Source organism: Pseudomonas sp. NMI542_15 (assembly GCF_021283425.1).
Lineage (GTDB): Bacteria > Pseudomonadota > Gammaproteobacteria > Pseudomonadales > Pseudomonadaceae > Aquipseudomonas > Aquipseudomonas fortuita.
Genome location: NZ_JAJSRO010000001.1, coordinates 133,779 through 151,153, shown reverse-complemented (window position 1 = coordinate 151,153; position 17,375 = coordinate 133,779). Strand labels below are relative to the sequence as shown.

12 protein-coding genes and 1 pseudogene are annotated in these 17,375 nt (G+C 63.9%); 6 read left to right on the top strand and 7 right to left on the bottom strand.

Translation table 11 applies throughout. The features are described 5' to 3' along the window. Window positions 1-32: 32 nt before the first annotated feature. Window positions 33-2,099, top strand: coding sequence for a hybrid sensor histidine kinase/response regulator (locus tag LU684_RS00625; RefSeq protein ID WP_232894008.1), 2,067 nt, complete (start codon window positions 33-35; stop codon window positions 2,097-2,099). A 9-nt stretch (window positions 2,100-2,108) separates the two neighbouring features. Here LU684_RS00625 and LU684_RS00620 read toward each other — a convergent pair whose 3' ends face one another. The 6 genes from LU684_RS00620 to LU684_RS00595 form a co-directional block, all read right to left on the bottom strand. After that, window positions 2,109-2,855: an SDR family oxidoreductase gene (locus LU684_RS00620; RefSeq protein ID WP_016487412.1), complete on the bottom strand. Its 747-nt coding sequence runs from the start codon at window positions 2,853-2,855 to the stop codon at window positions 2,109-2,111. A 156-nt stretch (window positions 2,856-3,011) separates the two neighbouring features. Then, complete coding sequence (locus LU684_RS00615) at window positions 3,012-4,547, bottom strand: DHA2 family efflux MFS transporter permease subunit (protein ID WP_016487413.1); 1,536 nt, start codon at window positions 4,545-4,547, stop codon at window positions 3,012-3,014. Then, window positions 4,544-5,737: an HlyD family secretion protein gene (locus LU684_RS00610; protein ID WP_016487414.1), complete on the bottom strand. Its 1,194-nt coding sequence runs from the start codon at window positions 5,735-5,737 to the stop codon at window positions 4,544-4,546. Before LU684_RS00610 ends, LU684_RS00615 begins: the two co-directional genes overlap by 4 nt. 30 nt (window positions 5,738-5,767) lie before the next feature. After that, on the bottom strand, window positions 5,768-6,241 hold the full coding sequence (locus LU684_RS00605) for a MarR family winged helix-turn-helix transcriptional regulator (RefSeq protein ID WP_016487415.1): 474 nt from the start codon (window positions 6,239-6,241) through the stop codon (window positions 5,768-5,770). Window positions 6,242-6,471: 230 nt separating this feature from the next. After that, window positions 6,472-7,101 (bottom strand): response regulator transcription factor, encoded by a 630-nt coding sequence (locus LU684_RS00600; protein ID WP_016487416.1) that lies wholly within the window; start codon window positions 7,099-7,101, stop codon window positions 6,472-6,474. 11 nt (window positions 7,102-7,112) lie between these two features. Further along, window positions 7,113-8,519 (bottom strand): sensor histidine kinase, encoded by a 1,407-nt coding sequence (locus LU684_RS00595; RefSeq protein ID WP_060518241.1) that lies wholly within the window; start codon window positions 8,517-8,519, stop codon window positions 7,113-7,115. 195 nt (window positions 8,520-8,714) lie between these two features. Here LU684_RS00595 and LU684_RS00590 point away from each other — a divergent pair, with 195 nt between their 5' ends. The 3 genes from LU684_RS00590 (at window position 8,715) to LU684_RS00580 (ending at window position 13,649) form a co-directional block, all read left to right on the top strand. Further along, window positions 8,715-10,337, top strand: a complete 1,623-nt coding sequence (locus tag LU684_RS00590; protein ID WP_016487418.1) for an acyl-CoA synthetase — start codon at window positions 8,715-8,717, stop codon at window positions 10,335-10,337. 168 nt (window positions 10,338-10,505) lie between these two features. After that, window positions 10,506-12,275 (top strand): acyl-CoA dehydrogenase C-terminal domain-containing protein, encoded by a 1,770-nt coding sequence (locus tag LU684_RS00585; RefSeq protein ID WP_232894007.1) that lies wholly within the window; start codon window positions 10,506-10,508, stop codon window positions 12,273-12,275. A gap of 366 nt (window positions 12,276-12,641) precedes the next feature. Further along, window positions 12,642-13,649, top strand: coding sequence for a FecR family protein (locus LU684_RS00580; protein ID WP_016487420.1), 1,008 nt, complete (start codon window positions 12,642-12,644; stop codon window positions 13,647-13,649). Between the two features lie 10 nt (window positions 13,650-13,659). Here LU684_RS00580 and LU684_RS00575 read toward each other — a convergent pair whose 3' ends face one another. Next, window positions 13,660-14,979, bottom strand: coding sequence for a Na+/H+ antiporter family protein (locus LU684_RS00575; protein ID WP_016487421.1), 1,320 nt, complete (start codon window positions 14,977-14,979; stop codon window positions 13,660-13,662). A gap of 221 nt (window positions 14,980-15,200) precedes the next feature. Here LU684_RS00575 and LU684_RS30630 point away from each other — a divergent pair. Both LU684_RS30630 and LU684_RS30625 read left to right on the top strand, forming a co-directional pair. Beyond that, window positions 15,201-16,487 (top strand): annotated as a pseudogene (locus LU684_RS30630) (PDC sensor domain-containing protein); the annotation flags it as partial. A gap of 102 nt (window positions 16,488-16,589) precedes the next feature. Then, a complete protein-coding gene (locus tag LU684_RS30625; RefSeq protein WP_371919265.1) occupies window positions 16,590-17,345 on the top strand; it encodes a methyl-accepting chemotaxis protein in 756 nt (251 codons plus the stop codon). The last annotated feature ends 30 nt before the right edge of the window (window positions 17,346-17,375 follow it).

Genomic DNA, 17,375 nt, shown 5'->3' with positions numbered 1-17,375 from the left:
CAGTCTGTCTGATACTTTTCTGGAATGTCGCCATGCACCACCGCGACCTGTCCGGCCTGCGCCGGGAAATCGAGGCCTTGCGTCAGCATAACGCGCAGCTGGAAGCACAGCTTCGGCAACAGCAGGATCAAGACCACAGCGTCTACCGCTTTCTGTTCGACACGATGGACGAGGGGTTCTGCATCATCGAATTCTTCGATGGCCCGCATGGGCCTCTGAGTGACTATATACACGTCATGGCCAACGCGGCCTACGCCAAGCACGCCGGCATCCCCGACGTGGTCGGGCAGAAACTGCGCGAGATGGTGCCCGATGAGGCCGATGACTGGGTGGCCCGCTATGGCGCTGTACTTCGCACGGGCGAACCGCTGCACTTCGAGCAGGAACTGGTCGCCACCGGCCATGTGCTGTCAGTGACTACTTTCCGCATAGAGCCTGCTGAGAAACGCCAGGTAGCGGTGTTGTTCAAGGATGTCACCGAACGCCGGCGTGCAGAGCAGGCCCTGCAGCGCCTTAACGAACAGCTGGAACAGCGGGTGAATGCCGCACTGGCCGAACGACGCTTGTTTGCCGAATTGGTCGATCACAGCGTGGTCAATGTGCATGTGGTGGACAAGAATCTGCGCTGGCTGGCTGTCAACCGCCAGGCCAGGCATGACTTCCACCTGCTGTACGGGAGAACACCGGAAATCGGCGACTACCTGCCCGGGTTGTTCGAAGATGGAAGCGCTGGCCAGACGCCTATCCTGCCAATGTGGCAGCGCGCCCTGGCAGGCGAGCAGTTCATCGAGATCGGCATCTTCGGCAAGCCCCCCATGCTGCGCCACTACGAATTGCGCTTCAACGCGTTGCACGACCAAAAAGGCGAGATTCTAGGCGCGTTTCTGTTCGCTTATGACATCAGTGACCGGGTACAAGAGCAGGAACGCCTGGCCAAGGCCGAAGAAGCACTGCGCCAGGCACAGAAGATGGAAGCCGTAGGCCAGCTCAGTGGCGGCATCGCCCATGACTTCAACAATTTGCTGGGCAGCATCCTTGGCGCCCAGGAGCTGATGCGCCAACGCCTGGACCAGTCACGCTTCGACGCCCTGGAGCCCTTGCTGAAGCTGTCCAGCGGCTCGGCGCAGCGGGCGTCTTCACTGGTGCACCGGCTGCTGGCATTCTCTCGCCAGCAGACCCTGCAACCCTGCTCCACGCAGGTGACCACGTTGGTGGCCGGTATGGAAGAGCTTCTGCGCCGCACCATCGGCCCGGCCATTACCCTGAGCAGCCGCTTCGCCAGCCCGCTGTGGCCTACCTTCATTGATCCGCCCCAACTGGAAAGCGCCCTGCTCAACATCTGCATCAACGCTCGCGATGCCATGCCCGCAGGTGGGGTGATCGACATCATAGGCGACAACCTGCTGCTTGACGACGAGCAGGCCCTGGCTTTGCAACTGCCAGCCGGCGAGTATGTGCGGCTGAGCATCGTCGACAACGGTAAAGGCATGTCGGCTGAAGTGGCGGAGCGCGCAGTCGACCCGTTCTTCACCACCAAGCCGATGGGCCAGGGCAGCGGCCTGGGTCTGTCCATGACCTACGGCTTCGTGCGTCAGTCGGGTGGGCAATTACGCGTGCTGTCGGTGCTTGGCGAGGGCACCCGCATCGAGCTGCTGCTACCCCGACACCCCGAGCAGCCCCAGGCGCCAGCCGAAAAACTGCAGCACCCGCCTTTGCAAGCAAGCAGCGCGGCTGCACGGCGCATTCTGTTGATTGAAGACCAGACCGCCTTGCGCTTGGTGGTCGGCGAAGTGCTGGAAGAGCTGGGCTATCTGGTGGACGCCTTCGAGAATGGTCCGACCGCCCTCGCCCACCTGCAAAGCGGCGAACGGCCAGACCTGCTGCTGAGCGATATCGGACTGCCGGGTGGCCTGAATGGCCGCCAGGTGGCCGAACGCTGCCGTGAGCGCTACCCAGACCTCAAGGTGCTGTTCATCACCGGCTACGATGAGAGCGCCGCGCTCAGCGACGGCCAGCTGTTGCACGGTACGTTGGTGCTGACCAAGCCGTTCGAGCTCGAAGTACTCGCCGAGCGGGTACGCGAGCTGCTGGAGGATTGACGGGCGCGTTCAGCGCCCGCCGCTCAGGTCGATGAAACTGCCGGTGGAGTAGGAGGCTTTGTCCGAGAGCAGCCAGAGGATGGCTTCGGCCACTTCCTCGGGGCGTCCGCCGCGCCCCATGGGCAAACCCGGCTCAAGCTTGCTGACCCGGTCGGGGTCGCCGGACAAGGCATGGAACCCTGTGTGGATGTAACCTGGGCGTACGCCATTGACCCGCACGCCCTCGCCTGCCACTTCTTTGGCCAGGCCGATGGTGAAGGTGTCGAGCGCGCCCTTGGAGGCGGCATAGTCGACATATTCGTTGGGCGAGCCCAGGCGCGCAGCCATCGATGACACGTTGACAATGGCCCCGCCCTGCCCGCCATGCCGGTGTGCCATGCGCAGCAAAGCGTGCTTGGCGCAGAGCATGGGGCCGACGACGTTGGTTTTCATGATCTTCAGCAGGCGGAACTCGGACATGGCCTCGACGCGGCTCTGCTGGCCGATGGTGCCGGCGTTGTTGACCAGTGCGGTGACCGGGCCGAGCTCTTCGTCGACGCGCTGAAACAGGTGGATGATCTCATCCTCGACGCTGACGTCGGCCCGCACGGCGATAGCCTCGGCGCCCAGGGCGCGGACCTGGCCGAGGAGGGTTTCGGCGGCCTGGTCGTCGGCGTGGTAGTTGATGCAGATGCGGTAGCCCTGGCGGGCCGCCAACAGCGCCGTGGCGGCACCGATACCGCGGCTGCCGCCGGTGATGACGATGACGTTCTCCATGATTTTGCCAATCGCTTGGGGAAGGGAGGATCGACAATAGGCGAAACGGAGCAGTATGTGAATAGAGGGGCCACCCAGTGCCTGACTTGAGAGATTGGGCGTGGCGGCGCTCGATATCCGCCCCACCCTACATCCCGAGCCATTCACCTCGTCGCCTTAATGCCCCGCCGATGCCGGCCCGGCCTTGGCAGTGAAGGGTGGTTTGGCGAACCACACCAGCAGGATCAACCCGGCAAACACCCAGGTCATCAAGGTGAAGTAGTCCACCGTCGACATCATGTAAGCCTGCCCATTCAGTATCTGCTCCAGCTGCGCATAACTCTGCGGGCTGGCCCCGCCCAACTGCTCAAGCGTATGCCGCGTCGCCGGGTCGAACTGGCTGATGTTTTCGCTGAGATAAGCGTGATGCTGGTCCGCCCGGCGAATCCAGATCCAGGTCGTCAACGACGCGGCAAAGCTCCCGCCCAAAGTCCGCAGGAAGGTCGCCAGCCCCGAACCATCGGCAATCTGGTGCGGCGGCAGGTCGGACAGCAGGATGCTCAAGGTCGGCATGAAGAACAACGCCACACCAATGCCCATGAACAGCTGCACCAAGGCCACATGCTGGAAGTCCACCTCGCTGGTGAACCCGGCACGCATGTAGCAACTGGTGCCGATCGCCAGGAACGCCAGCCCTGCCAGTACACGCAGGTCGAAGCGGTGCGCATATTTGCCCACGAACGGCGACATGATCACCGGCAGCAAGCCGATCGGTGCCACCGCCAGGCCCGCCCACGTCGCGGTATAACCCATTTGCGTCTGCAACCATTGCGGCAGGATCAGGTTGATACCGAAGAACCCTGCATAGCCCCCGACCAGCACGATGGTGCCGACACGGAAGTTGCGGTGCACGAACAGGCGCAGGTTGACTACCGGGTGGCGGTCGGTCAGTTCCCAAATCACGAAGACTGCGAGGAACACCACCGAAATCAAGCTGCCGATAATGATGAACGACGATTCGAACCAGTCCAGGTCGTTGCCTTTGTCGAGTACCACCTGCAAAGCCCCGACACCGATAATCAGCGTCAGCAAGCCGATGTAGTCCATCGGCTGGCGGCTGGTGACCACCGGCCTGGTGCGCATCTGCTGGCGCACCACGGCGGCGGCGAACAGGCCGATGGGCACGTTGATGAAGAAGATCCACGGCCAGCTGTAACTGTCGGTGATCCAGCCCCCCAGGATCGGCCCGGCAATCGGCGCCACCACCGTGACCATCGCCAGCAGTGCCAGGGCCATGCCCCGTTTTGCAGGGGGGTAGACGGCAATCAGCAAGGTCTGGGTCATCGGGTACAGGGGCCCGGCGACCACGCCCTGCAATATCCGGAAACCGACCAGCTCCGGCATCGACTGGGCGATACCGCACAGGAACGAGGCCAGCACGAACAACAGCGTGGCCCAGATGAACAGTTTCACCTCGCCAAACCGTCGGCTGAGCCAGCCCGTCAATGGCAAGGCGATGGCGTTGCTCACCGCGAACGAGGTAATCACCCAGGTGCCCTGCTCGTAACTCACCCCCAGGTTGCCGGATATGGTCGGCAGCGCCACGTTGGCAATGGTGGTGTCGAGCACCTGCATGAACGTCGCCAGCGACAACCCGATGGTGGTCAACAGCAGGCTGGGCGGCGTGAACTGGGCAGCGGCGTTGTTGCTCATCGCTGGGCCGTCTTGCCGGGTGCGCTGTTTTCGTGGATCAACCGGGCGATCAGGTTGTCAGCCTCGACCAGCTGACGGTCATACACCTGGGTGGTGTAGCTGGCCTGCTGTGGGGGCTGCTGGGCCAGGGCCGGCCCGCTCTGGTCATGCAAGTCGACTTCCACCACGGTGGACAGGCCAATACGCAGTGGGTGGTCCTTGAGCTGATCGGGGCTCAGGTGAATACGCACGGGCACGCGCTGGACGATCTTGATCCAGTTGCCAGTGGCGTTCTGTGCCGGCAGCAGCGCGAAGGCACTGCCGGTACCGGCGCCAAGGCTATCGACCGTGCCGCTGTACTTGACCTCGCTGCCGTACAGGTCGGCGGTGATCTGCACCGGCTGGCCAATACGCATCTCACGCAGCTGGGTTTCCTTGAAATTGGCGTCGATCCACACCTGGTCCAGCGGGATTACCGCCATGGTCGCAGTGCCAGGCTGCAGGCGCTGGCCCAGCTGCACGGTACGTTTGGCGACGTAGCCAGTGACAGGTGCTACCAAGGTGGTACGGGCGTGGTCGAGGTAGGCCTGGCGCAGATCGGCGGCGGCTGCCATGACCTCCGGGTGCGAGGACACCACCGTGTCGTCGACCAGCGCGCTGCTGGTGCTGAGCTGCTGACGTGCGCTGTTTACAGCGGCCAGGGCCACACTCAGGTCATCGCGAGCATGGGACAGTTCTTCCGCAGCAATTGCACCGCTGTCGGCCAGCACCTTGCGCCGGTTGAAGTCCTGCTGGGCTTTGCGCAGTTCGGCCTGGCGGGTTTCCAGCTGGGCCTTGAGCGAGTCGACATTGCTGTACAGCCCGCGCACCTGGCGCACGCTGCGTGCCAACTTGGCTTCGGCAGACTGCAGGGCCACCTCGCTGTCGGCGGGGTCGAATTGCAGCAATACCTGGCCGGCATGAACCAGGTCGCCGTCATCGGCACCAATGCTGGTGACGGTGCCGGTGACCAGCGGGGTGATCTCCACCACGTTGCCGTTGACGTAGGCATCGTCGGTGCTTTCGTGCCAGCGCCCGACCAGGCTGTACCAAGCCCAGGTGCCGGCACCGGCAAGCATCAGCAAGAGCAGCAGGCCCAGCAGCCAGGCCTTGCGCTTGCGCGACTGCTCGGGCGCTGCGGGGGAAGTCGGGGTGTCTGCGGGAGTGGCCATGACAGTACCTTGGAGAATTCGTTACAGGGTTCAACGTTCGCCGAAACGGCGGATCGTCAACGGGTCGCCAGCAGCGAGCAGGACCTTGGCCAGCAAGCCTTCCAGGTTCTTCAGCTCTTCTGGGGCCAGCGCGCCGCACAATTCGTTCATGGCGGCAGCGCCGATTTCTGGCAAGCGGTCCGCCAGGCGCTGGCCATCAGTGGTGAGCGCCAGGCGCACCAGCCGGCGGTCCTCGGCGCAGCGGTTGCGCACAATCAGCTCCTTCTGCTCGAGCCGGTCGAGCATGCGGGTCATCGAACCGCTGTCCAGGCCCAGGTAGCGGCACAGCTCGGCCGGGGTATCCACCTGGTACTGGGTGACGATGATCAGCACCTTGAACTGCGCGGCAGTGACGCCCTCTGACTCGAGGTGCCAGTCGAGAATGCGGTCCTTCAGGATTGCCGCGCGGCCCAGCAGCATGCCGATGGCGCAGGTCTGGAAATTTTCGGGGGAGAAATGGGCCATCGAGGCTGCTCTGACAATTGTGTAGAAATATTACTGCCTAGGCAGTGAATGTAAAAGCTTTGATTAGCCAGCTATGTAAAATTTCATATTTTCGGGCTGTCACACTGCCCCCTGTAGGAGCGGCCTTGTGCCGCGATGGGCCGCAAAGCGGCCCCAAAAATCTCTGCCCTGGCACAAAACTGGGGGCCGCTTCGCGCCCCATCGCGGCACAAGGCCGCTCCCACAAGTGCTTAACGCGCCCGCAGGCCCAGCGCCTCCACGGCCCCGCAGGCAACCGCCATGCCAACCAGCTCCGCCAGGCTGGCCGCCTGCAAGCGCTTCATCACCCGCCCGCGGTACAGGTCCACGGTCTTCACGCTAACCCCCAGCCGCTCGGCAATTTCACGGTTGCTCAAGCCCTGGGCCAACGGCACGAACACGTCACGCTCACGTGGCGTCAGGCCGTCGATCCGCGCCTGCACCATGGCCAGCGCCTGGTCGCCCTGCCGCGCCCGCCCGGCGTGCTCCAGCGCAGCTTGCACGCTGTCGAGCAGCAGCTGGTCGTTATAGGGCTTTTCGATGAAATCACAGGCGCCGGCCTTGAATGCCCGCACCACAATCGGCACATCGGCATGGCCGCTGACGAAGATCACCGGCAGCGCCAGGCCGCGCTCGCGCATCGCCTGCTGCACCGCCAACCCGCCCAGCCCCGGCATACGCACATCCAGCAGCACACAGGCGGGCCCATCGTCGACACAGGCATCGAGAAACGCTTGCCCACTGGCGAACGGCAGGGCTTGCAGGCCCACCGACTGCAACAGCCAGACGGTCGAGTCGCGCATTCCCTGGTCGTCATCGACCACATACACTTTCGCTTGCATCACGCCTCCCCTTATCCCCTGCTGACTGCCAGCCGACAGCACAGTACCAGACCACCATTGTCACCCGCCCGCGCCCACAGGCTGCCGCCAAAGCCTTCGATCAGGCTGCGGCTCATGCTCAAACCCAGGCCCAAACCGTCAGCCTTGCTGGTAGTGAACGGCGTGAAGATGTCATCCAGGCGCTCGGGCGCCACACCTGCGCCCTGGTCCGACACTTCGACCAGCACACCGTCGCCGTCGCGCACTGCGCCGAGCAGGATACGTGACGGCTGTTCGCCGTGCAGTTCGCGGTTGGCATCGATGGCATTGCGCAACAGGTTGAGCAGCACTTGCTCCAGCAACACCTGGTCGGCATACACCGAGGGCAGTTGCGCGCTCATGCGCAGTTCCACCAGCACCTGGTCACGCGCGGCTTCCCACGCACACAGCCGCATGGCTTCCCCAGCCACTTCTGCCACGTCCACCGCCTGCAGCCGCCGTGGTCCTTTGCGCAGGAAGGCGCGCAGGCGGCGAATCACTTCGGCGGCATGGGTGGCCTGCTCGCGGATGCGCTGCAGGCCCTGCCCTACCCGCTCGCGGGCCTGTGGATCACGCTCCAGGCCTTGCAGGTAACGTTGACTGGCGTTGGCATAGTTGACCACCGCAGCCAGTGGCTGATTGATCTCGTGGGCAATGCCTGAAGCCAGCTCGCCGAGGGTCGCCAACCGTGCACTGTGCGCCAGGCTTTCCTGGGCTTCAATGCGCAAGGTGATGTCGCGGGACACACTGACCACCTCCACCACCGAGCCGGTGTAGGTTTCGCGGATGGCCCGGCTGGCAATTTCAAACCAGCGATAGCCGCCAGAGGCCTGGCGCACCCGGCAGGTCATGGTGTGATAGCCATCCTGGTCCAGGGCAGCGGCCGCCTGGCGCAGCACCTGGCGGCGCTCACGCGGGTGCAACAGGGTATGCACGGCGATGCCACGCAATTGCTCGGGCCACAGGCCGAGCAGGCGAAACGCTGCCGGCGAGGCATCCAGAAAACGGCCATCCGGGCTGTGCCGGGAGATCAGGTCGGTGGTGTTTTCAATGATCAGCCGGTACAAGCGCCGGGCGCGGCTGGCTTCCCGTGCGCCTTGGCGCTCTTCGCTGGCGTCGCGACAGCGCCCGAGCACCTGCTGGCCCTGGTCATCCGGAATGAATGACCACAGCACGGTGCGCGCCCCCACTTGCACCTCGACGTCGGCAATCGCCCGATGCTGGCGCAAGCACGCACGCACCAGGGCGGCACAGTTGGCCGGCAGCCAACTGGCCAGCGCCGGGCCTTCGTCAACCCACGCTTGCAGCGCCGCATTGAGTGCCAGTGGCTTGGCGTCGGCTGCCAGCAAAAGGCTGGGTTGTGGGTCCTTGGCAAGCAAGGGGTAAGCAGTCTGGTCCATGGTAGGCGGTTCGTTGTTATAGTAGTTTTACTATATTGCTATAGTCGATATTCCTATTACCATAGCGACTCGCGTAAAACTGCGACAGAAGGAGCGGCCCACCGTCCGCCTCCCTGCACCCTGAACAGAGCTAACAATCAGCCATCGGGGGGCCAAGCGCACAAGCAGCGCCTGCCTCCCTTACAGGATTACCGCATGTCGATCTATGCCCAGGGCCTGATGCCCGCTGCCGTCAACCATGTCGCCCTCACCCCGCTCAGTTTCATCGAACGCACCGCTGCCGTGTACGGCAATTACCCCGCGGTGATCCACGGTGCCATCCGCCGCAACTGGCAAGAAACCTACCAACGCTGCAGGCGCCTGGCCAGCGCCCTTGCGGGCCGTGGCATAGGCCGTGGCGACACGGTGGCGGTGATGCTGCCCAACACCCCGGCGATGCTCGAAGCGCACTTCGGTGTGCCCATGACCGGCGCCGTGCTCAACACCCTGAACGTGCGCCTGGACGCCGAGGCCATCGCCTTCATGCTGCAGCATGGTGAAGCCAAGGTGCTGATTACCGACCGCGAGTTCCATGCGGTGATCGAAGCCGCCCTGGCGTTGCTCGAACACCCGCCCCTGGTGGTGGATGTGGATGACCCGGAGTACGGCGAAGGCCGTGCGGTCAGCGCGCTGGACTATGAAGCCCTGCTCGCCGAAGGCGACCCGCAATTCGCCTGGGAATGGCCGGATGACGAGTGGCAGGCCATTTCGCTCAACTACACCTCCGGCACCACCGGCAACCCCAAGGGCGTGGTCTACCACCACCGCGGCGCCTACCTGAACGCGCTGGGCAACCAGATGACCTGGGCCATGGGCCACCGCCCGGTGTACCTGTGGACCTTGCCCATGTTCCACTGCAACGGCTGGTGCTACCCCTGGACCATCACCGCCCTGGCCGGCACCCACGTGTTCCTGCGCCGGGTCGACCCGCAAAAGATCCTGAACCTGATCCGCGAACACCGGGTCACCCACCTGTGCGGCGCCCCGATTGTGCTCAACGCCCTGGTCAACATGCCTGAGGCGGCCAAGGCAGCCATCGAGCACCCGGTGCAAGCCATGGTCGCCGGCGCCGCGCCACCGGCCAAGGTCATTGGCGCCGTGGAAGAGATGGGCATCCACGTCACCCATACCTACGGCCTGACCGAAGTGTACGGCCCAGTCACCGTGTGCGCCTGGCATGACGAATGGGACGAACTTTCGCTGGAGGAACGTGCGCGGATCAAGTCACGCCAGGGCGTGCGCTACCCGACCCTGGACGGGCTGATGGTGGCCGACCCGCAAACACTTGAGCCAGTGGCACGCGATGGCAACACGCTGGGCGAGATCTTCATGCGCGGCAACACCGTGATGAAGGGCTACCTGAAAAACCCCGAGGCCACTGCCGAAGCCTTCCGTGGCGGCTGGTTCCACACCGGTGACCTGGCCGTGTGGCATGCCGACGGCTATGTCGAGATCAAGGACCGCCTCAAGGACATCATCATTTCCGGTGGCGAGAACATCTCCACCATTGAAGTCGAGGACGCCCTGTACAAACACCCGGCGGTGCTTGAAGCCGCCGTGGTGGCGCGCCCGGATGAAAAGTGGGGAGAAACCCCATGCGCGTTCATTGCCCTGAAGCCAGGCCGGGAGGACACCCGCGAAGCCGACATCACCGGCTGGTGCCGCGAGCACCTGGCCGGTTTCAAGGTGCCGAAGACCGTGGTGTTTGGCGAGTTGCCCAAGACCTCCACCGGCAAGATCCAGAAGTACGTACTGCGCGACCGGGCCAAAGCCCTCTGAAGCCGTAACGGCCTCGACGTTTCCCTGCAGGAGCAGCCTTGTGCTGCGAAGAGGCCCTCACCGGCGAAGACTACCTTCAGCCATGCCGGCCCTTTCGCAGCACAAGGCTGCTCCTGCACGGGTACGGCGCAATTTTCACAGATATCGTCTTCACTTCAAGAGCCCCTGATGACTACTTACTCCGCCCCGCTGCGCGACATGCGCTTCGTCCTGCATGACGTGTTCAACGCCCCGGCCCTGTGGGCCCGCCTGCCCGCCCTGGCCGAGCGCATCGATGCCGACACCGCCGATGCGATCCTGGAAGAAGCCGCCAAAGTCACTGGCCAGCTGATCGCCCCGCTCAGCCGTAACGGCGACGAGCAAGGTGTGCGCTTCGCCGCCGGCCAGGTCACCACGCCAGACGGTTTTCGCCAAGCCTGGCAAACCTACCGCGAAGGCGGCTGGGTCGGCCTGGGCGGCAACCCGGCATTTGGCGGCATGGGCATGCCGAAAATGCTAGGGGTGCTGTTCGAAGAAATGCTCTATGCCGCCGACTGCAGCTTCAGCCTGTATTCGGCGTTGAGCGCTGGTAGCTGCCTGGCCATCGATGCCCACGCCAGCGAGACGCTCAAGGCCATTTACCTGCCGCCACTTTACGAAGGCCGCTGGGCCGGCACCATGTGCCTGACCGAGCCCCACGCGGGCACCGACCTGGGGCTGATCCGCAGCCGGGCCGAACCCCTGGCCGACGGCAGCTATCGCATCAGCGGCAACAAGATTTTCATCACCGGTGGCGAGCAGGACCTGACCGAGAACATCATCCACCTGGTACTGGCCAAGTTGCCGGATGCGCCCGCCGGCGCCAAAGGCATCTCGCTGTTCCTTGTACCGAAATACCTGATCGAGGCCGATGGCAGCCTGGGCGCGCGCAACGCCGCACACTGCGGTTCGATCGAGCACAAGATGGGCATCAAGGCTTCATCCACCTGCGTGATGAACTTCGACGATGCCAAGGGTTACCTGGTGGGCGAACCGCACAAAGGCCTGGCGGCGATGTTCACCATGATGAACTACGAGCGCCTGTCCATCGGCATCCAGGGCCTCGGTTGCGCCGAAGCGTCTTACCAGAGCGCCGCCCGTTATGCCAACGAACGCCTGCAAAGCCGTGCCGCCACCGGCCCTAAAGCGCAGGACAAGGCTGCCGACCCGATCATCCACCATGGCGATGTACGGCGCATGCTGCTGACCATGCGCACCCTCACCGAAGGTGGCCGGGCGTTTGCCGCCTACGTCGGCCAGCAACTGGACCTGGCGCGTTACGCCGAAGACGCCGGTGAACGTGAGCACGCCCAGCGCCTGGTGGCGCTGTTGACGCCAGTGGCCAAGGCCTTCTTCACCGACAACGGCCTGGAAAGCTGCGTGCTCGGCCAGCAGGTATACGGTGGCCATGGCTACATCCGCGAATGGGGGCAGGAGCAACGGGTGCGTGATGTGCGCATTGCGCAAATCTATGAAGGCACCAACGGTATCCAGGCACTCGACCTGCTGGGGCGCAAGGTGCTGGGCGACGGTGGCCAGGCGCTGGCCAGCTTTGCCGCCGAAGTACGTGCGTTCAGTGTTGATGCACCGCTGCACCGCGAGGCTTTGCAAGCGAGCCTGGCGCGACTGGAGGCCACCAGCGCCTGGCTGCAGGCGCGAGCAGGCGATGATGCCAACCTGGTCAGCGCGGTAGCGGTTGAATACCTGCAACTGTTCGGGCTGACGGCGTATGCCTATATGTGGGCGCGGATGGCGGCGGTGGCCTTGGCCAAACGTGACGAGGATGACGCGTTTCATGGTGCCAAGCTTGCGTGTGCGGCGTTCTTCTTCCAGCGCGTGCTGCCGCGTGGTCTGGGGCTGGAAGCCAGTATCAGGGCGGGCAGCAGCAGCCTTTATGGGCTGGAGCCGGCGCAGTTCTGAAGCCTGCGCATTACCCGTGGGAGCGGGCATGCCCGCGAAGCAGGCCACGCGGTGCATGGCACGGGCTTCGCCCGTGTTCGCGGGGCAAGCCCGCTCCCACAGTGATTGCGCAAGCTTTGTGATTTCGTACAACACAGTTGCCCCACAAGAGGTGCGCGATTACTTGTGGGAGCGGCCTTTTGTCGCGATGGGCTGCAAGGCAGCCCCATGGATTTCCGCCTCCCTGGCGGCACGCGAAGGGTTCTCAAACGCTGAAAAACCGTTGCAAATCCGATGAAAAACCGTCACAACTGATAGTCATTCGCCATTACGTTGGTTCTCGGGAGCCCTCTAGCAAGGGTAGAATATGCAAAATCCGGAGCCGCAATGAACCACGACCGCCTCAACACCAGCCCTGACGATGCCATCACCGACGCCGCCGCGCACTGGTGCATGCGCCTGCACGCTGAAGACTGCACGGCGGGCGAGCGCGAGGCGTTTGCCCGCTGGCTGGCGGCGGACCCGCGGCATGCCGAGGAATACCAGGCAATGCTGGAAATCTGGCAAACCGCCGACCTGTTGCCACGCAACGCCACCGTCGTCGACTTCAACCCGGCCACCCGTCTACCCGCACGCCCGCGCAATTGGCGTCCGCTGGCATCTGCTGCCGCCATCGCCCTGGCCGTGCTGCCGCTGGCCGGCTGGGTGGGCTGGGAACAAGGCTGGCTGCCCAACCACTACCAGCACTTCGAAGCCGGCGACCGCATGCAGACCATCGAGTTGAGCGACGGCAGCACGGTACAGCTCAACCTCCACACCGAGCTTACCTACCTCAACTACAAGGACCAGCGCCAGGTCACGCTCAAGCGCGGCGAGGCGTTCTTCAAGGTGCAGCACGACAGCAACCACCCGTTCATCGTGCATGCCGGCAATGGCCAGACCCGCGTCACTGGCACCCAGTTCAACGTGTGGAAGTACCAGGACCAGGTCAAGGTCACCCTGGTGGAAGGCTCGGTACTGGTATCCAGCGACGGCAACGCCGGTGGCTACCGCCTGGGCCCGGGGATGCAGGCCAGCTACCACAAGGGCGATTTCGAGCCGCAGCTGGAGCAGAGCAATGACTACAGCAACAGCCTTGCCTGGCGCAGTGGCAAGCTGGTGCTCGACAACCTGAGCCTGGAGCAAGCGCTGCCAGTGATCAACCGCTACCTCGACGCGCCGCTGCAGCTGGCCGATGCCAGCACCGGCCGCATCCGCATCAGCGGTATCTACAACACCCGCGAGGTCGCCCGCCTGGTCAACAACCTGCCCAAGGTGCTGCCGATTTACCTGACCCGCAGCAAGGACGGCAGCACCGTGCTCAACCGCATCTCACCGCCGCCCAACAAGGGCTGACACCCTCCCCTTACAGCGTCATCGCTGCCAACCACCCAAACGCCAGCAATGGCAGGTTGTAGTGGATGAAGGTCGGTACCACGGTGTCCCAGATATGGTGGTGCTGACCATCTACGTTCAGGCCCGAGGTCGGCCCCAAAGTCGAGTCAGAGGCCGGCGAGCCTGCGTCCCCCAAAGCGCCAGCAGTACCGACGATGCACACGGTGGCCAGCGGGTCGAACCCCAGTTGCACGCACAGCGGCACAAAGATCGCGGCCAGGATCGGCACCGTGGAGAACGACGAGCCGATGCCCATGGTCACCAGCAGCCCGACCAGCAACATCATCAGGGCACCGATGCCCTTGCTGTGGTCGATCCACCGGGCGGAGGTTTCCACCAGGCTCTGCACCTCACCGGTGGCCTTCATGACGTCAGCAAAACCCGAGGCGGCAATCATGATGAAGCCGATCATGGCCATCATCTTCATGCCTTCGGTAAACAGGCCGTCAGTGTCCTTCCATTTGACGATGCCTGACAGCGAGAAAATCAGAAAACCGACCATGGCGCCGATGATCATCGAGTCCAGCAGCAACTGGACGATGAACGCGGCGGCGATTGCCAGCCCGGCCACCAGCAGTGTCAGCGGGTTGTACTGCACGCTCACCTGCTCCACCTGCTCAATGCGCGCCAGATCGTAGTCACGCTTCTTGCGGTAGCTGATAAACACCGCCAGGAGCAGGCCGACCAGCATGCCAGCAGCGGGGATGGCCATGGCGTGGGTGACGTTGACACCGCTCACGTCGACACCGGCGCGCGCGACGTTGGCCAGCAGGATTTCATTGAGGAATATGTTGCCGAAGCCCACTGGCAAGAACATGTACGGGGTAATCAGGCCGAAGGTGATCACGCAGGCGATCAGCCGGCGGTCGATGCGCAGGCGGGTCAGTACATACAACAACGGCGGCACCAGCAGCGGAATGAACGCAATGTGGATGGGCAGGATGTTCTGCGACGACACCGCCACCACCAGCATCAGGCCGATCATCAGCCATTTGACCTTGCCGCCATTGGTGTGCCCCTGGCGATCGATCATGGCCAGTGCACGGTCAGCCAAGGCATGGGCCAGGCCCGACTTGGCAATGGCCACGGCAAAAGCGCCCAGCAGAGCGTAGGACAAGGCAACCGTGGCACCACCGCCCAAGCCACCGTTGAACGCCTTTAACGTGCCCTCGATGCCCAGGCCGCCCACCAGCCCACCGACCAGGGCACCGATGATCAGGGCGATGACCACGTGCACGCGGGACAGGCTGAGTATCAGCATGATGCCGACCGCGGCGATCACTGCATTCATGGTTGGCTTACCTCATTACGACAGAAAAAAGCGCGCACTCTGAAGCAGTAGGCTGCAGATGTCAAAAGCGCCATGTTGCGGCACATTACGCAGCGGGGCTGGATTTAAATTGAATGTTTGAATAAAGAAAAAACGCGGTGGGCCGATAACGTGTTGCGCTGGGGGTGCCTGACCCAGCCTCAAAGCCAAAACCCTTAGAGCCCGGAAAAGGGATCCGCCCCATGCCTTTGCGCCAACTTTCCATCCAGTGGAAGATCACCCTGCTCGCCGGCCTCTGCCTGGCCGGCATCGTCACCTTGCTCGTCGGCCTGTCGTTATATCGCATGGACCACAGCTCGGACCTGGTCAAGGCCAGCAGCATGCAGATGCTGACCGAAGCGGCGCAATCGCGCATCGAGTCACAGGGTGAGGTGCAGGCGCTGAACATCCGTCGTCAGTTCATGGACGCCTACCAGTACGGCGCCGGCTTCGCCCGCCAGGTGCTGTTCCTGCGCGAACAGGCAGAAAAGCGCTACCTTGACGCCTTTGACCTGCGCGAAGACATGACACGCCAAGTGCGCACCGCCCTGCAGGCCAACCCCGACCTGCTCGGCCTGTCGCTGGTGTTCGAGCCCAACGCGCTGGACAACAAAGACAGCCTGTTCGCCGGCAAGGCGGAGCTTGGCAGCAACGAAACCGGGCGCTTTGCCCTGTACTGGTCGCAGCCGCGCCCCGGCCAGCTGACCGCCATGGCGCTGCCTGAACAGGACATGGCCAACACCGAGATCGGCCCCAGCGGCCAGCCCGCCAACACCTGGTGGGTCTGCCCGCGTACCACTGGCAAGGTGTGCGTGGTAGAGCCCTACTTCTATGACATCAATGGCCAGCAAGTGCTGATGACCAGCATCGTCTTCCCGCTGGTGGTCAACGGCAAGACCCTTGCCACGCTGTCCATCGACATCAACCTCAACAGCCTGCAGGCCCTGAGCCAGGAGGCCAGCCGCAGCCTGTACGAGGGCCGCACCACGGTCGGTATCCTCAGCCCGGTCGGCCTGCTGGCAGGCTATAGCGCCGATGCCAGCAAGCTGGCCCAGCGCTTCGACCAGGTAGACAAGGCCAAGGGCGCCGAGCTGGTACGCAAGCTGGCCGATGGCAAGATGACCATCCTGCACGACCAGCAGCGCCTGAAGGTGATGGCCGCGTTCCGGCCGATCCCCGACGCGCAACCCTGGGGCGTGCTGCTGGATGTGCCGGAAAACGCACTGACCGGGCCTGCCGAAAAACTGAAGCAGGAACTGGACGCGCTCAACACCAGCGGTACCCTGCTGGAGCTGGGCCTGGGGCTGGCGGCAGCCATTGCCGGCCTGCTGATGGTGTGGTTGATGGCCCGCGGCGTTACCCGGCCGATCCTCGGCGTAGCCGCAATGCTCAAGGACATTGCCAGCGGCGAAGGCGACCTGACCCGCCGCCTGACTTATCAGAAGCAGGACGAACTGGGCGAACTGGCCGGCTGGTTCAACCGGTTCCTCGACAAGCTGCAGCCAACCATCGCCGAGGTCAAACGCTCGGTGCAGGCTGCCCGTGGCACCGCCGACCAGTCTTCGGCAATTGCCACGCAAACCAGCGCCGGCATGGAGCAGCAATACCGCCAGGTTGACCAGGTGGCCACGGCCTCGCACGAAATGAGCGCTACCGCCCAGGACGTGGCACGCAGCGCTTCCCAGGCCGCCCAGGCCGCCCGCGATGCCGACCAGGCCACCCGCGAAGGCCTGGCAGTCATCGACCGCACCACCCAACGCATCGATGCCCTGGCCGCCGACATGAGCAACGCCATGGCCGAAGTCGAAGGCCTGGCGCAGAACAGCGAGAAGATCGGTTCGGTGCTGGAAGTGATCCGCTCGATTGCCGAACAGACCAACCTGCTGGCGCTGAACGCCGCCATCGAGGCCGCCCGCGCGGGTGAAGCCGGCCGTGGCTTTGCCGTGGTTGCCGATGAAGTACGCAACCTGGCCCGACGCACCCAGGAGTCGGTGGAAGAAACCCGCCAGGTGATCGAGGCCTTGCAGGACGGCACCCGCGAAGTGGTCGGTGCCATGGACAACAGCCACCGTCAGGCCCAGGGTGGGGTCGAACAGGTTGGCCAAGCCGTGACTGCGTTGCAGCGTATCGGCCAGGCGGTGACGGTCATTACCGACATGAACCTGCAAATAGCCTCGGCCGCCGAGGAGCAAAGCGCGGTGGCCGAAGAGATCAACAGCAACGTGGCAACGATCCGCGATGTCACCGAATCGCTGTCGGGGCAGGCCAACGAGTCGGCGCGTGTCAGCCAGTCCTTGAACAGCCTCGCCAACCAGCAGCAGGCGCTGATGGACCAGTTCCGCGTTTGAGGTAAACGGGGCCGCCCCAAGCAGCCCTGC

Bases quoted from the DNA above. Each gene is read 5' to 3' on its own strand.
- LU684_RS00575 (WP_016487421.1), bottom strand. From the start codon at position 14,979: ATGAATGCAGTGATCGCCGCGGTCGGCATCATGCTGATACTCAGCCTG.
- LU684_RS00600 (WP_016487416.1), bottom strand. From the start codon at position 7,101: ATGCAAGCGAAAGTGTATGTGGTCGATGACGACCAGGGAATGCGCGAC.
- LU684_RS00595 (WP_060518241.1), bottom strand. From the start codon at position 8,519: ATGGACCAGACTGCTTACCCCTTGCTTGCCAAGGACCCACAACCCAGC.
- LU684_RS00615 (WP_016487413.1), bottom strand. From the start codon at position 4,547: ATGAGCAACAACGCCGCTGCCCAGTTCACGCCGCCCAGCCTGCTGTTG.
- LU684_RS30625 (WP_371919265.1), top strand. From the start codon at position 16,590: ATGGAGCAGCAATACCGCCAGGTTGACCAGGTGGCCACGGCCTCGCAC.
- LU684_RS00585 (WP_232894007.1), top strand. From the start codon at position 10,506: ATGACTACTTACTCCGCCCCGCTGCGCGACATGCGCTTCGTCCTGCAT.
- LU684_RS00605 (WP_016487415.1), bottom strand. From the start codon at position 6,241: ATGGCCCATTTCTCCCCCGAAAATTTCCAGACCTGCGCCATCGGCATG.
- LU684_RS00580 (WP_016487420.1), top strand. From the start codon at position 12,642: ATGAACCACGACCGCCTCAACACCAGCCCTGACGATGCCATCACCGAC.
- LU684_RS00590 (WP_016487418.1), top strand. From the start codon at position 8,715: ATGTCGATCTATGCCCAGGGCCTGATGCCCGCTGCCGTCAACCATGTC.
- LU684_RS00620 (WP_016487412.1), bottom strand. From the start codon at position 2,855: ATGGAGAACGTCATCGTCATCACCGGCGGCAGCCGCGGTATCGGTGCC.
- LU684_RS00610 (WP_016487414.1), bottom strand. From the start codon at position 5,737: ATGGCCACTCCCGCAGACACCCCGACTTCCCCCGCAGCGCCCGAGCAG.
- LU684_RS00625 (WP_232894008.1), top strand. From the start codon at position 33: ATGCACCACCGCGACCTGTCCGGCCTGCGCCGGGAAATCGAGGCCTTG.